Origin of the sequence: Streptomyces purpurascens, assembly GCF_045040895.1 — a bacterium.
Classification (GTDB): domain Bacteria; phylum Actinomycetota; class Actinomycetes; order Streptomycetales; family Streptomycetaceae; genus Streptomyces; species Streptomyces purpurascens.
Map to the genome: position 1 here is coordinate 1395789 of NZ_CP108341.1, position 13832 is coordinate 1409620.

Consider the following 13832-nt stretch of genomic DNA (forward strand, 5'->3'; position numbering starts at 1 on the left):
CTCAAGTCCCCCCTCGGTGAGGAGAGTTCATGCCGCGCCCGTTCCGTTTCGGAATCAACATGCTCACGGCCGCCCCTGGCGAGGAGTGGCGCGCCAAGTGCCGCCGGGCCGAGGAGCTCGGCTACGACGTGATCCTCGTCCCCGACCATCTGGGCATGCCCGCGCCCTTCCCGGCGCTGGTGGCGGCGGCCGAGGCGACCGAGCGGCCGAGGCTCGGCACCTTCACGCTCAACGCCGGTTTCTGGAACCCGGCGCTGCTGGCCCGCGAGGTGGCGACGACGGACGCGCTGACGGGCGGGCGCCTGGAGCTCGGGATAGGCACCGGCTACGCACGGGACGAGCACGAGTCGGCCGGGCTGCCGTTCGGCTCGCCGGGCGAGCGGGTGGACCATCTGCGGCGCACCATAGAGGAGTTGGAGCGCCTGCTGGCCTCCGAGGAGCACCAGCCGCGGGCGGCGCAGCGGCCGCGGGTGCCGCTGCTGGTCGGCGGGAACGGCGACCGGATGCTGCGGCTGGCCGCCGAGCACGCCGACATAGCGGCGTTCACCGGTGCGCGCACGGCACCCGGCAGCACCACCGGGCAGTTGACGCCGATCAGCCCTGACGACCTCGAAGAGCGCGTGGCACGCTATCTGAAGTTCGCGGAGGGCCGCGCGGAACCGGCCGAGCTGAACCTGCTCGTGCAGGTGGTGATCGGCACCGAGGACCGCGAGGCCGCCGTCCAGCCGCTGCTGGACCGCGTACCGGGCCTGACGGCGGATGAGGTGCTGGACCTTCCGGTGACCCTGGTCGGCACGACGGACGAGATCACCGCCCAGGTCCTGGCCCGGCGCGAGCGCTACGGCTTCACGTACCTGACCGTCCTGGAGCCGTACATGGAGGCGTTCGCACCGGTCATCGAGCGGTTGCGCGGGGGTGGAGCCGACTAGCGCGCCACGCGGTGGCGGAGGTAGACGACGCTCGAGCTGAAGGTGCGGGTTTCGACGAGTTCGAGATCCACGCGGCGCTCGTGCCGGGGGAAGAACGGGATGCCACCGCCGAGCAGCACCGGGTAGACCATGGCCCGGTACTCGTCGATCAGGCCGGCCCCGGCCGCCTCGGCGGCGAGAGTCGCGCCGCCGATCGCGATGTCGCCCTCCCCCGGCTCGGCCCGCAACCGCTCGATCTCCTCCGCCACGCCGCCGGAGGCCAGGCGGGCCTGGCCCTGCACCGTCGACAGCGTGGTGGAGAACACCACCTTGGGGAGCGGGTTCCAGAGCGCGGCCCACTCGAGCCCTGCGTCGTCGAGCGATGCGTCCTGGTCGGCGGTCTCCCAGTACAGCATCGTCTCGTACAGCCGTCGTCCCAGCAGGTGGACGCCGACGTCCCGGATCTCGTCGATCCAGAAGCGGAAGACATCCTCGCCGGGCACCGTCCAGTCGAAACCGCCGTCCGGGCCGACGATGTAGCCGTCGAGTGAGACGCTCATCGAATAGGTCACGCTGCGCATCAGCAGTCCTCCTCGGTAACGGGTTCGACAGTACGACCGCCGGACGCCGCAGGACCTGTCGCGACTCGCGGGAATCCCTGGGCCGAGCCGGATCAGCGGCAGGTGTAGGCGAAGGACGCCGATGCCGTGTGCCGGCTGGGGGACTCGATGACCAGCCGCGCTGTCGCCTTGCTGGTGCCCTTGCCGTGGAAGGTCCACAGCAGGCGGAGGCGTGTCTCGTCCTGTCCTCTTCCCAGCCGCTCTTCGCGCGGACCCGAGGAGGTGCCGTCACTGCGGTTCCACTCGTAGGTGAACGCGCCGGCCGCCCCGTTGGTTCTCACCACCGCTACCACCTCGGCTGTTCCGTCGCACTCGACGATGCCACTCGTCTGTGCCGTCACCTGGGTGATCCGCAGGTCCGCCGTCTGCCGTTGCCAGCACAACCAGGCCAGCACGATCGCCAGAACGGCCGCCGCCAGACGGTATCTGCGGAGCCGGTGCAGTCGACCGCGGGGCTTCACCTGGCTCTTGCGCCGCGCCGTGCCGCGCCAGACGTCGACGGCGGTGTCCGTCAGCCCCAGAGGTGGGACACCCGGTCCGAAGTGCAGGACTTCGGACTCGGGCGCGGGCTCGGTACTGGTCCAGCGGTCGTCGAGGACGGTCGGGACGTAGGTCGCGTCGTCGACGTCCCTGATGGTCGGTTGCACATCCGGGTCCTGCAGGGTCGGCTCCAGGCCCGGATCCGGTAAGTCCCACGGCACCACCGGACGCTCGCCGTGGTCCGTCATCCTCGCCCCTCCGTTCAGCTCGCTCTCACAGGTTCCGGTGGACCGGCATCAGCCGGGTTCGCCCTCGACGGCCGCCGGAGCCCCTTGCCGCGGGGTCACATCCGGCGTCGAAGCCGAACCGGTTCCGGCGCCGCCCGAGTTGCCGGTGTCGGTGCTGCTCTGGCTGGTGGTGCTGAGCGACTGCGAGCTGGAAGTGAGCTTTGAGCTCTCCTGCGAACCGGCAGTGGCACCGGCGTCAGCGCCTGGGCCGACGTTCCCTTCGGAGCCGGTGCCGTCCGCTGCCCCGGCATCACCGTCGCCGGTCCCCGCGTCCGTGCCCCCGTCACCGTCACCGTCACCGTCGGCTTGATCGGTGCCGGTGTTGTCCGTCCCGGTGTCGTCCGTCGCGGGGTTGTCCGTCCCGGTGTTGTCCGTCCCGCCGTTCCCCTCGCCGGTGTTCCCGTGGTCAGGGGAGTCCGTGTCGCTGTGATCGGTGTCGTTCTCCGAGCCGGTGTTCTCGTGGGTGCGCTCGGTGTCGGCCCGGGTGCCGGTGTCCTCGGGGCCGTGGGTCTCGGTGTCGCCGGTGCCGGCACCGCCTTCCGTGCCGGTACCCCCGTCGGGGTTCGTTCCGGTGTCGCCGTCCCCACTGTTCCCGTCCGTGTCGGAGCGGGTGGCACCCGTCTGGGTCCTGGAGTCCGTGCCGCTGTCCTGAGCGCCAGACGTGCCGGTCCTGCCGGAGTCCGAAACCGGCCCGGGCGTGCGGCTGGACTCGGTGCTCCGCGTCTCCTCCGCCGAACCGGTTTCCTTCCGTACGTCGAGCGTGGTGACGGCCTGGGTGTGAGCACCTGCGTGCGCTTCGGACCCACCCGCCCAGCCGCTGGGCGTCAGGCTCAGCAGCCCCGCCACCGCCACGGCGGCCGCACCGGTGAGAACATCGCCCCGCCTGTGCGGCCGACTGCGGCGGCGTGCGGTCAGCACGGTGCGGGCCAGTTCGGCCGAGGAACCCACCAGACGAGCGTCCAGGCGAGAGACCGCCAACGGCACCAGGGCCGCCGCCACCGCGGCCAGCCGACTCTGGCCGCGTTCCTCCCAGTCGGGTCCGTACGCGTTCCCGGCCACCCGCTCCAGTTCCCGCAGGAAGTCCAGGGCGCTCGGGGGCCGGAGCGCCGGGTCCTTGGCCATGCCGTACCGGACCAACTCGCGTACCTCTCCCGGTACCCGGTCCAAGGGCACGGGCTCCTCGACGTGCTGGCGCTGGAAGTCCCATGGCTCCGGCCCCTCGAACGGGCGCACGCCGGTCAGGCATTCGTAGAGGGTCGCGGTCGCCGCGTACACATCGCCGGCCGGGGTGGCGGCCTCCATCTTCCATTGTTCCGGAGGCATGTAGGCACAGGTACCGCGCAGGTTGTGGCGGTCGCCGACGCGCGCGGCAATTCCGAAGTCCACCAGCTTGGTCCGGCCGTCCCAGTTCACCAGCACGTTTTCGGGCTTGTAATCGCGGTGCACCACGCCGACGCCGTGCGCGGCAGCCAATCCGAACAGCGACCCTTTCAGCACGACCAGTGCGGCCTCAGGATGTGTGGACCCCTTCTTCTTCAGCAGCGCGCGGAGTGCGGCGCCGTAAACCAGTTCCATGACGATGGCCGCGCCCTGCTCGGCTTCGACGTACTCGTAGAGGCGTGTCACATGAGGCGATGTCAGGCCGCTGAGAAGCCGGGCCTCGGTTCGCAAGGCAGTGCGAAATTTCGACTTCGAGCACAGTTCCTCATTGAGGTACTTGATAGCGACGTTGCGGCCGGTCGCGACATGACGGGCGATCACCACCCGGCCGCTACCGCCTTTACCCAGGTCCTTCAAATCGATGTAGCCGGGGACGGTCCATGAATCGCCGTCCCAGTACACATTGCACCCGTCGCGCTCGCTCACTCCTGTCACACTTCCCCCTGGAATTCAGTCGTACAGAGTCCCCGCCGATGAGAATTCTCCCCACAGGAAAAGATCCACTGCAGCAATAAATTTCACAGTTCTGCAACCGTTACCGCTGACGTAAATTCAAGCAGCAGCGACAAGAGTGGCCGTCAGTGCAGCCGGGTGGGACCGTGTGGCCGTTGTGGGTGCCGACGATCCGACGGCAGACACCACGGCCGCCCGACGGCTCGTCCCGCAAATGATCACCTGGGCGCGCGACGGCGAGTTCGTGACCGATCGGTGGATCAAGGCTCAAAGCTTGAACACAAATTACACACACCCTCTCTCCATACTGGGCCAGATGGTCTAGATTGACCGTGCTTCAGCTGTTCGGGCACGAGGCGACCAGTAATGATCTATAGGTCCGGCGCCACAGAAGGCCAGCTCAAGAGGGGCTTTGGGGGGCGGGGAGCACCCGAGTCCGCTGCCGCCGGTGTGGGTTGTTCAGGTAGCTCTGCAGTGACTGGGATGTCATGCGCACGACGAGGGAGGCGGGGGGCCTCTCCGGGGGAGGAACAGCGCGGGGGGTGGGGGCCTCCCGGGGGGAGGAACAGTGTTGGGCGAACACGTCGAACCACTGGGGACCTGGGGGGTTCTGTGCGGCAAGGGGGATTAGCCAGCCCGTATCCGTCAGCGCGCGGGCGTCTGGCGGACGGGGCGATCGACCAGCCCGCGATCGACTGGGAGCAGCGGTACCGCCGTACCGTGATCACCAGCGATACCGTGGCCACTGCCTTCGTGGTGGCGGCGATCGGCAACTTCTTCGGGGCGCGGGACGCGGCCAACTGGCATGAGAAGTGGGGAATTCTCGCATTCGGCACCGAGCTGCTGGTGCTGGGGGCGCTCGCGGTGGGCCGGGCGTGGGCTCCGGCCGTGCTCGGCCAGGGCGCCGAGGAATTCCGCCGGCTCGGACGCTCACTGTTCGCGGCGACCGTCGTACTGGCGCTCGGCGGCATCGCCCTCACCTCGCGCAACATCAAGCTCTGGATCTTCGTCGCGATCCCCGCGATCGCCCTCGTCACCATGACCGCGCGGTATCTGCTCCGCCTCTGGCTGCACAAGCAGCGGAAGGAAGGACGGTGCCTGAGACCGGTGCTCGCCGCCGGGAGCCCGGCCACCGTGCACGACCTGATCACCCGGACCCGTAAGTTCCCGCACCTCGGCTGGCGGGTGGACGCGGTGTGCACGACGGACGGTCTGGGGCTCGACGGTGACCAACTGGACGGAGTGCCGGTCGTCGGCCGGCTGGCGGACGTCGCGGGACACGTCAGCCGCGACGGCTACCGTGTCGTCGCGGTCACCCCGGACCCGCACTGGTCACCGGACCGGCTGCAGCGGCTGGCCTGGAACCTCGAAGGCAGCGACGCCGAAATGGTCGTGGCCCCCGTGCTGATGGAGGTGGCCGGCCCGCGGCTGCACATCGACGCGGTGCTCGGGATCCCGCTGCTGCGGGTGAGCATGCCGACCTTCACCGGGGGCCGCCGGGCGGTCAAAGGGGTCGTCGACCGGATAGGCGCAACGATTCTGCTGATGCTGTTCGCGCCGCTGATGGTGGTCGTCGGGCTGCTCGTGCTGGTGGACAGCAGGGGTGGGGCGTTCTACCGCCAGCGCAGAGTCGGCAAGGACGGCCGCGAGTTCACCATTCTCAAGTTCCGCACCATGGTCGCCGGGGCGCACGGGGCACGTGCCGAGCTGGCCGACCGCAACGAGGGCGCCGGCCTGCTGTTCAAGCTCCACCGGGATCCGCGGGTGACCCGGGTGGGAGCGGTGCTGCGCCGGTACTCGCTCGACGAGCTCCCGCAGCTTTTCAACGTGCTCACCGGATCGATGTCGCTCGTCGGTCCGCGACCTCCGCTGCCGGAGGAGTCCGCGGCCTACGGCCCGGACATCCGGCGGCGGCTGCTCGTCAAGCCCGGACTCACCGGCCTGTGGCAGATCAGCGGCCGCAGCGACCTGTCGTGGGAGGAGGCGGTCCGGCTGGACCTGCGGTACGTGGAGGACTGGTCGCTCGCCCTGGACACAGTGATCTTGTGGAAGACGCTGCGTGCGGTGCTCCACGGGCAAGGGGCCTACTGATGCGCGGGGGACGGCGACTCAACGGTCCCGTCGGCGCGCGGACCGCAGGCCGGGAAGGCCTGCCTGGGGGGAGGAACGGGTCATGAGAGTCAGCGTTTTCGGGCTCGGCTACGTGGGCTGTGTGTCAGCCGCGTGCCTGGCCAGCATGGGTCACGAGGTCATCGGGGTGGACGTGAACCAGGTGAAGGTCGACCTGGTCAACGACGGCAAGGCCCCGGTGGTCGAGGAGCGGATCGGCGAGCTCATCGCCGAGGTCGTGCGGACCGGAGCGTTACGCGCCACCGGCGACGTCCGCGAGGCGATCATGGGCAGCGAGGTGTCGCTCGTCTGCGTGGGCACGCCGTCGGAGCCCAACGGCAGTCTGTGCACCGCGTACTTGGAGCGGGTCACCGAGGAGATCGGCGCCGCGCTGGCCGAGGGGGCCAAGCAGGGGGGTCGGCACACCGTCGTGTTCCGCAGCACCATGCTCCCGGGCACCTGCCTGAACCTGCTGGTGCCGATCCTCGAGAAGTACGTCGGCGGCACCGCCGGAGTGGACCTCGGGGTCGCGGTCAACCCGGAGTTCCTGCGCGAGGGCACGAGCGTGCGGGACTTCTTCGACCCGCCCAAGACCGTCATCGGCGAGCTCGACCGGGCAAGCGGCGATGCGGTGACGGCGCTGTACGACGGCTTGCCCGGCGAGGTGTTCCGGGTGCCGGTCCCGACGGCCGAGGCGATCAAGTACGCGGACAACGCGTTCCACGGCCTCAAGATCGGCTTCGCGAACGAGCTGGGCGCGGTGTGCCAGGCACTCGGGGTGGACTCGCACCAGGTGATGGACGTGTTCCTGGCCGACCGCAAGCTGAACATCAGCCCCGCCTACCTGCGTCCCGGCTTCGCCTTCGGTGGCTCCTGTCTGCCCAAGGACCTGCGCAGCCTGGTCCACGCGGCGCAGCGTGCCGACGTCTCGGTGCCCATCCTCGCCCATGTGCTGCCCTCCAACTCCGACCATCTGCAACGCGCGGTGGATCTGGTCGAGCGCACCGGCAAACGCCGGGTGGGCCTGTTCGGGCTGTCCTTCAAGCCCGGCACCGACGACCTCCGTGAGAGCCCGCTCGTCGAGATGGCGGAGAGGCTCTTCGGCAAGGGCTACGACCTCAAGATCTACGACGCCAACGTCAGCCTCTCCCGGCTGCTCGGCGCGAACCGCGAGTACATCGAGAGCCGGCTGCCGCACCTCGCGCAACTCCTCGCGGATTCCGTCGACGAGGTGCTCGAGCACGCCGAGGTGTGCCTGGTCGGGACCAGGGATCCGGCCGTGCTGTCGGCGCTGCCCCATGGCGACGGCCCGGTGATCGTCGACCTCATCCGCCTTCCCGACGCCGAGGCGCGTCAGACCGAACCGGGGTACGTGGGCCTTGCTTGGTAACACATCGTTTGGTGACACAGCCGGCGGCGATCGGTCGGAGCGGCGCGCGCTGATCCTGGTGGAGAACCTGTCGGTGCCGTTCGACCGGCGGGTGTGGCAGGAGTGCACGACGCTGCGCGACGCGGGCTGGGAGGTGCACGTCATCTGTCCCCGGGGGGGAAAGCGGGACACGGAGCCGGAGGCGGAGATCGACGGGGTGCGGATCCACCGCTACCCGTTGCGCGCCGCCACCGGAGGGCCGGCCGGCTATCTGCGGGAGTACGGATCGGCGCTGTGGCATACGGTCCGGCTCGCCCGCAAGGTCGGCCCGGTCGACGTGGTCCACGCCTGCAACCCACCCGACCTGCTGTTCCTGCCCGCACGGTGGATGAAGAGGCGCGGCGCGCGCTTCGTCTTCGACCAGCACGACCTGGTACCCGAGTTGTACCTCTCCCGGTTCGACCGCGGCGAGGATCTGCTCTACCGCGCCGTGTGCGCGCTGGAGCGGCTGACCTACCGGACCGCGGACGTCGTGCTCGCCACGAACGAGAGCTACCGGGACGTCGCGGTGCACCGCGGCGGCCGGCGGCCGGAGGACGTCTTCGTGGTGCGCAGCGCGCCCGACATCGACCGGTTCCACCCCGTACCGCCCGAGCCGGAGCTGAAGCGCGGCCAGCCTCATCTGCTGTGCTACCTGGGCGTCATGGGCCCACAGGACGGTGTCGACTACGCCTTGCGGGCTCTCGCGAGGCTGCGCGACGACCTCGGTCGGACCGACTGGCACGCGGTGTTCGTCGGCGCGGGCGACGCCTTCGAAGCGATGGTGGGGCTGTCCCGGCGGCTCGGGCTCTCGGAGCAGGTGCGGTTCACCGGGCGCATTCCGGACGCCGACCTGGTGCGCTACCTGTCCACCGCGGACGTGTGCCTCTCCCCCGACCCGCGCAATCCGCTCAACGACGTGTCGACCATGAACAAGGTCCTGGAGTACATGGTGATGGGCCGGCCGATCGTCTCGTTCGACCTCCGGGAGGCGCGAGTCTCCGCCGGTGACGCCGCCCTCTACGCGCCCGCCAACGACGAGGCCGCGTTCGCCGGGCTCATCGCGCAACTGCTGGACGATCCGGAGCAGCGGGCCCGGATGGGCAAGATCGGCCAGGAGCGGATCAGCGGGCCGCTCTCCTGGCGGAACTCGCAAGCGTCGCTGCTCGCCGCCTACGCCGCTGCCTGCCGTGACCACGCTCCGGTCTCGAGAACGACCCGTACCAGGCAGGGAAGAGGCCGCACCGTTGAGCGATGAAACGATACGCCTGGTCACGATCGGGCGGATTATCCGTCGACGCGGGCGGCTTCTCATCATCCTCGCCGTCGTGGGTGCGCTCGTCGGCTACGGCACCTCTCTGCTGTTTCCTCCGCGATACACGACATCGGCATCGGTACTGCTGCCGGGGGCGTGGGAGGAGCGCGAGCTGCTGACCCAGACGGAGATCGCGAGCAGTTCGGTGGTGGTCGACCGCGCGGCCGCCACGCTCGGCTGGACCGGGGTCAGCGGCAGCGAGCTGCGGGATCGGGTGAGCGCCCAGGCCGCCGACGGGAACATCGTCAAGATCTCGGGCACGGCCGACACCCCGGAGCGCGCACAGCGGCTCTCCGACCAGGTGGCCCAGCAGTTCGTCGCGTTCTCCGCGCGGATCGCGGGCGACGACACCGACCCCGACGCGGCGGCGCGGCCCGAGGCACTGCGGCAGATGGTGGTGCAGACCAGCCGCCGCATCACCGAGCTGGCCGACGCGGCCGATCCGGGGCAGACCGTGGAGAGCGTGCAGACCCGCACCGAGCTCGCGAAGCTGCGCACCGCGCTGCAGGAGGCCATCAACAAGCTGGACGAGGCCGACCCGGCTGCCGACAAGGCCAGCATGGTCGTCATGGGGCCGGCGGCCCGGCCGGACGGCGAGGCACCGCCGACGAGGCTGCAGCTCACCGTCGCCGGGGCGCTGCTGTTCCTCCTGCTCGCGGTCGTCGGCCATCTCACCGCCGCGCGGATGAGTCGCCGACTGCGCACCGAACCGGAGATCGCCGCGGCACTGGGCTCGGCGCTGCTGGGCACCGTCGACGTACCCGGTGAACCGCCCGCGCACCGGCCGGACGGCCGTGACCCGCGGGCCCGGATCCGCCGGCTGCTGGGCGTCGACACCCGGTGGGACCTGCCGAGTCCGCAGGCGTCCGGCGACGAGACCGGCAGGCGGATCCGCTACCGGCGGGTGTGCGCCCGCCTCCGGGACCGGCTGCCGGCCCCCGGGCGGCTCCTGGTGGTCGTCCCGGACGGCGACGAGATCGCCCGCCGGGCCGCCGGGCAGCTCGTCGCCGAGGCCGAGAGCGATCCGCTGCTGCGGGTGGTGGGGGTTTCGGTGTCCCGGCCGATGGTGCCGGACCGTGACGACGAGTCCGGCGCCCTGGTCGTGCTCAGCGCGGGCAGCTGGACCGCGGGGGACCTCACCGGCATCGCCGAGGCGTGTGCGGACGCCCAGCACGAGGTCGTCGGCATCGTCCTCGCCGCCGGCACGGGCCGGGCCCGTCCGACACGCTCTGCCGGCCGTCCCCGGGATGCCGCCATGCCGGCGCTCGCGGTCGGCGAAGGCACGGCGGGAGGTTCCAGGTGACGACGACGAGTACGACGTCGGAGTCGTCGGCCGCCGCTCCGCTGCTGGACCTGCAGACGCTGGTCGTGGCGGTGCGCAGGCGCCGCCGCCTCTGGTGCGCCATGGGGCTGCTGGGGCTGCTCGTCGGCGCGGCGGTGGCGATCCTCATGCCGCCACCGCCGACCGCGGTGACCAAGGTGCTGGTCGCGCATCAGGAGGACCAGCCGAACGACCCCGGCACGCTGATCCGCACCGACGTCGAGCTGCTGCACACCACGCGGATCGCCGGCAAGGCCCTGCAGGCCCTCGACTCCCCGGAAAAACCGGAGGACTTCATGCGGGACTACGGGGGCATCGGCTTGACCAACAACCTGTTGCAGATCACTGCGTCAGGTGACAGCGACGCGGAAGCGGTGGCCCGCGCCGAGGCGCTGGCCGACGCGTTCGTCGCGGACCATGTGAGACGGATACAGGAAGCCGCGAACGCCGAGGCCAAGACCCTGCTCGGCCAGCGCGACCGCATGCGGGACGAACTCGCCCAGGTCAACAAGGCGATCGGAGACGGTCCGCCGGAGAGCGACCCGAAGGCGTCGGCGGACATGGAGTCGCTCTTCGCCCGCCGGGCCGAACTCACCTCGCGGATCACCGACTTCGGCCAGCGCGCCGCCGAGGCGCGCATCGGCACGCCCCAGCTCGTCGCCGGCACCCAGATCGTGGACGCCCCGCACGCGGTGCGGCACTCCCTGCCCAGGACCGCTGCCACCAACGCCGCGATCGGACTCGTCCTCGGGCTCGTTCTCGGGCTCGCGGTGGCCGCGGTCGGCACGGTGGTGGCGGACCGCCCGGTGCTGCGCCGGGAGATCGCGGCGAACCTCGGCGCCTCGGTCATCGCGGAGCTGCCCCGCCGGCCGGCCGGGCTGTGGCGGCGCCGACGGATCCGGGCGGAACGGACCAGGCTCACCACGTCCCTGGCCCGCACCGTGCGCGGCTCCGCGGAACCGGTGTCGCTGCTGGAACTGGGCTGTGCGCGCGGCACGAGCGTGATCGCCCTGGACCTCGCCGGGGCACTGGCGGCGGAGGGGCCGGTGATCATCGTCGATGGTCTGCCCGGCCGGCAGCTGGCCAACCGCCGCCCGAAGCCGGGAGACCCGACCGTGGTCAGCGGCGAGCGTGCCGAGGACGTGTCGCCTCAGGAGCGCCGGATCGGCGTCGGCTCGGTGGCGCCCGGCACGGCGTGGACCGACCTCCAGTACCTCGGCACCCGGACCGTGCTCGTCGTGCGTGCCGGGCACGGCAGTGCCGCATGGCTGCACACCGTGGCACGGCAGCTCGCGGACCAGCGCATTCCGGTGATCGGTGTGGTGCTGATCGACCCCGATCCGCGTGACCGGACCGACGGCACGCTGTGGGACGGGCCGCACACCGCGCTGCGCGGCCGGCCCGAGCGGCCGGCCCGGCAGAACGGTGGGGGTACCTCCCACGCCGTTCAGGCAGTGGGGGAGGGCCGGAGGCGGACGGAGCAGCCGGCGATGTGGGCCGCACGGGTCCCGGACAACGACCAGGAGGCGCGGTAGGACATGTGTGGCATCGCAGGTACATACCGCTGGCCGGACGGGAAGGTCGTGACCGACCGGCTCACCGATACCCTCGCCCACCGCGGTCCGGACGGGGCGGGCCGGTACAGCCACCCCGCCGGTGACGGCGAAGTGCACCTCGGGCACCGTCGGCTGGCCATCATCGACCTGTCCGGGACCGGCGCCCAGCCGATGGTCTCGGGCGGCCTCGTCCTGACCTACAACGGCGAGCTGTACAACGCGCCCGAACTGCGTGCCGAACTCGAGGCCGCCGGGGTCCGCTTCCGCGGTACCTCCGACACCGAGGTGCTGCTGGAGGCCTGGCGGCGCTGGGGCACGGACTGCCTGCCCCGGCTGCGCGGCATGTTCGCGTTCGGGATCTTCGACGAGCGCACCGGTGAACTGGTGCTCGCCCGCGACCAGTTGGGCATCAAGCCGCTGTTCCTGCTCCGGCGCGGTGAGGGGCTGGTGTTCGCCTCCGAGCTCAAGGCGCTCGCCACCGCGACCGGCGCTCCGCTGGAGGTGGACCACGCGGCCCTGGTGGCCTCGCTCCTCTACTACTGGGTGCCGGACTCACGGTGCGCCTTCCGCGAGGCGGAGAAGCTGCCGCCGGGGAGCTGGCTCAGGTGCCGGCCCGACGGCCGGGTGGAGCGCGGCCGGTACTGGCACCTGAAGGACGTCGCCGCCGAGGGCCGGGAGCGGGCCCGCAGCGGTGAGCTGCCTGACCTGGCCGCCATCGTCGAGGAGTCGACTCGGCGCCATCTGCTCTCCGACGTACCCGTGGCGACCTTCCTCTCCGGCGGGCTCGACTCCAGCTATCTGACCGCGCTGGCGGCCCGTCACCAGCCCGGGATCTCCGCGTACACGATCGGTTTCCGCGCCGAGGACGCCAAGTTCGAGGCGATGCCTGACGATCTGCGCTACGCCCGGCAGGTCGCCGAGCGGTTCGGCGTCGACCTGCACGAGATCGAGATCGCGCCCAACGTGCTCGACCTGCTGCCGCGGATGACGTACAGCCTGGACGAGCCCATCGGCGACCCCGCCGCGATCAACACGTACCTGATCTGCCAGGCCGCCCGGGAGGCCGGGGTCAAGGTGATGCTCTCCGGGATGGGCGCCGACGAGCTGTTCGCCGGGTACCGCAAGCACCTGGCGAACCTGCTCGCGCTGCGCTACCAGCGCGTCCCGCGGCCGCTGCGGCGCGGGGTGTCCGCGGCCGTGGACCGGCTGCCGGTCGCCACCGCCCGCCGGGGTTACCGGTCGGTGCGATTCGCCAAGCGGTTCCTGTCGTTCGCCGATCTGCCGGAGGAGACCGCGTTCCGGCGCAGCTACACCATGTACGACCAGGAGGAGCTGCTCGCCCTGGTCGCTCCCGACTTGGCCGGGACGGTCGAGGACGTGCTGACCGAGCACGCGGACGTCTACCAGGACAACGACCTGGACGACTTCGTCAACCGGATGTGCCTGGGCGACGCCCGGATGTTCCTGCCGGGCCTCAACCTCGCCTACACCGACCGCTCCAGCATGGCCGCGTCGACCGAGGTGCGGGTGCCGTACGTGGACGTCGAGGTGGTGCGGGCGGCGTTCGCGGTGCCCGGCGACCGGAAGATCGTCGGACGGCAGGGGAAGGCCGTGCTCAAGGAGGCGGCCGGCTCGGTCCTGCCCCGGGAGATCGTCTACCGGCCCAAGGGACTGTTCAGCGCCCCGCTGCGGGCCTGGATGAGCCGGGATCTCGCGCCGCTGGTACGCGAGGTGGTCAACGACGGGGTGCTCGTCAGCTCCGGGCTCCTGCGCCGCGACGCGCTGGCGCGCATGGTCGCCGAGGACGCCGCCGGACAGCGGGACTTCTCCAAGCATCTGTGGCATGTGCTGACCCTCGAGTACTGGTATCGCGACGCGACCTCTGGGTCCGGTCAGAGCACTCGGTTATCGGCTTAGGAATTCAGAGGAGTTCGG

The 13832-nt window shown here is 70.9% G+C and carries 9 protein-coding genes and 1 pseudogene; 7 read left to right on the top strand and 3 right to left on the bottom strand.

Annotation, left to right across the window (positions count from 1 at the left end):
* Positions 1–29: 29 nt before the first annotated feature.
* Entirely contained in the window at positions 30–929 is a 900-nt protein-coding gene (locus OHU35_RS06350) for an LLM class F420-dependent oxidoreductase (RefSeq protein ID WP_405504984.1), read from the top strand.
* Here OHU35_RS06350 and OHU35_RS06355 read toward each other — a convergent pair.
* The 3 genes from OHU35_RS06355 to OHU35_RS06365 all read right to left on the bottom strand — a co-directional run bounded on the left by OHU35_RS06355 (position 926) and on the right by OHU35_RS06365 (position 4161).
* On the bottom strand, positions 926–1489 hold the full coding sequence (locus tag OHU35_RS06355) for a dihydrofolate reductase family protein (RefSeq protein WP_189724420.1): 564 nt from the start codon (positions 1487–1489) through the stop codon (positions 926–928). The two genes, OHU35_RS06350 and OHU35_RS06355, sit on opposite strands and share 4 nt — an antisense overlap.
* 92 nt (positions 1490–1581) lie before the next feature.
* Complete coding sequence (locus tag OHU35_RS06360; RefSeq protein ID WP_189724421.1) at positions 1582–2256, bottom strand: hypothetical protein; 675 nt, start codon at positions 2254–2256, stop codon at positions 1582–1584.
* Between the two features lie 48 nt (positions 2257–2304).
* Positions 2305–4161, bottom strand: coding sequence for a protein kinase domain-containing protein (locus OHU35_RS06365; protein ID WP_405504985.1), 1857 nt, complete (start codon positions 4159–4161; stop codon positions 2305–2307).
* A 639-nt stretch (positions 4162–4800) separates the two neighbouring features.
* Between OHU35_RS06365 and OHU35_RS06370 the strand changes: the two genes are divergently transcribed.
* The 6 genes and pseudogenes from OHU35_RS06370 to asnB all read left to right on the top strand — a co-directional run bounded on the left by OHU35_RS06370 (position 4801) and on the right by asnB (position 13814).
* Positions 4801–6279, top strand: coding sequence for a sugar transferase (locus OHU35_RS06370; protein WP_189724424.1), 1479 nt, complete (start codon positions 4801–4803; stop codon positions 6277–6279).
* A gap of 82 nt (positions 6280–6361) precedes the next feature.
* Complete coding sequence (locus OHU35_RS06375) at positions 6362–7687, top strand: nucleotide sugar dehydrogenase (RefSeq protein WP_189724425.1); 1326 nt, start codon at positions 6362–6364, stop codon at positions 7685–7687.
* Positions 7677–8956: pseudogene (locus OHU35_RS06380) on the top strand (glycosyltransferase family 4 protein). Before OHU35_RS06375 ends, OHU35_RS06380 begins: the two are co-directional and overlap by 11 nt.
* On the top strand, positions 8953–10323 hold the full coding sequence (locus OHU35_RS06385; RefSeq protein WP_189724427.1) for a Wzz/FepE/Etk N-terminal domain-containing protein: 1371 nt from the start codon (positions 8953–8955) through the stop codon (positions 10321–10323). Before OHU35_RS06380 ends, OHU35_RS06385 begins: the two are co-directional and overlap by 4 nt.
* Positions 10320–11876: a Wzz/FepE/Etk N-terminal domain-containing protein gene (locus OHU35_RS06390; protein WP_405504986.1), complete on the top strand. Its 1557-nt coding sequence runs from the start codon at positions 10320–10322 to the stop codon at positions 11874–11876. The genes OHU35_RS06385 and OHU35_RS06390 overlap by 4 nt, the downstream gene beginning before the upstream one ends.
* A 3-nt stretch (positions 11877–11879) precedes the next feature.
* Positions 11880–13814: an asparagine synthase (glutamine-hydrolyzing) gene (gene asnB / locus OHU35_RS06395; protein ID WP_405504987.1), complete on the top strand. Its 1935-nt coding sequence runs from the start codon at positions 11880–11882 to the stop codon at positions 13812–13814.
* Positions 13815–13832: the final 18 nt, after the last annotated feature.

Coding starts and splice junctions, on each gene's coding strand:
- OHU35_RS06360 (WP_189724421.1), bottom strand. CDS start 2,256: ATGACGGACCACGGCGAGCGTCCGGTGGTGCCGTGGGACTTACCGGAT.
- OHU35_RS06355 (WP_189724420.1), bottom strand. CDS start 1,489: ATGCGCAGCGTGACCTATTCGATGAGCGTCTCACTCGACGGCTACATC.
- OHU35_RS06375 (WP_189724425.1), top strand. CDS start 6,362: ATGAGAGTCAGCGTTTTCGGGCTCGGCTACGTGGGCTGTGTGTCAGCC.
- asnB (WP_405504987.1), top strand. CDS start 11,880: ATGTGTGGCATCGCAGGTACATACCGCTGGCCGGACGGGAAGGTCGTG.
- OHU35_RS06350 (WP_405504984.1), top strand. CDS start 30: ATGCCGCGCCCGTTCCGTTTCGGAATCAACATGCTCACGGCCGCCCCT.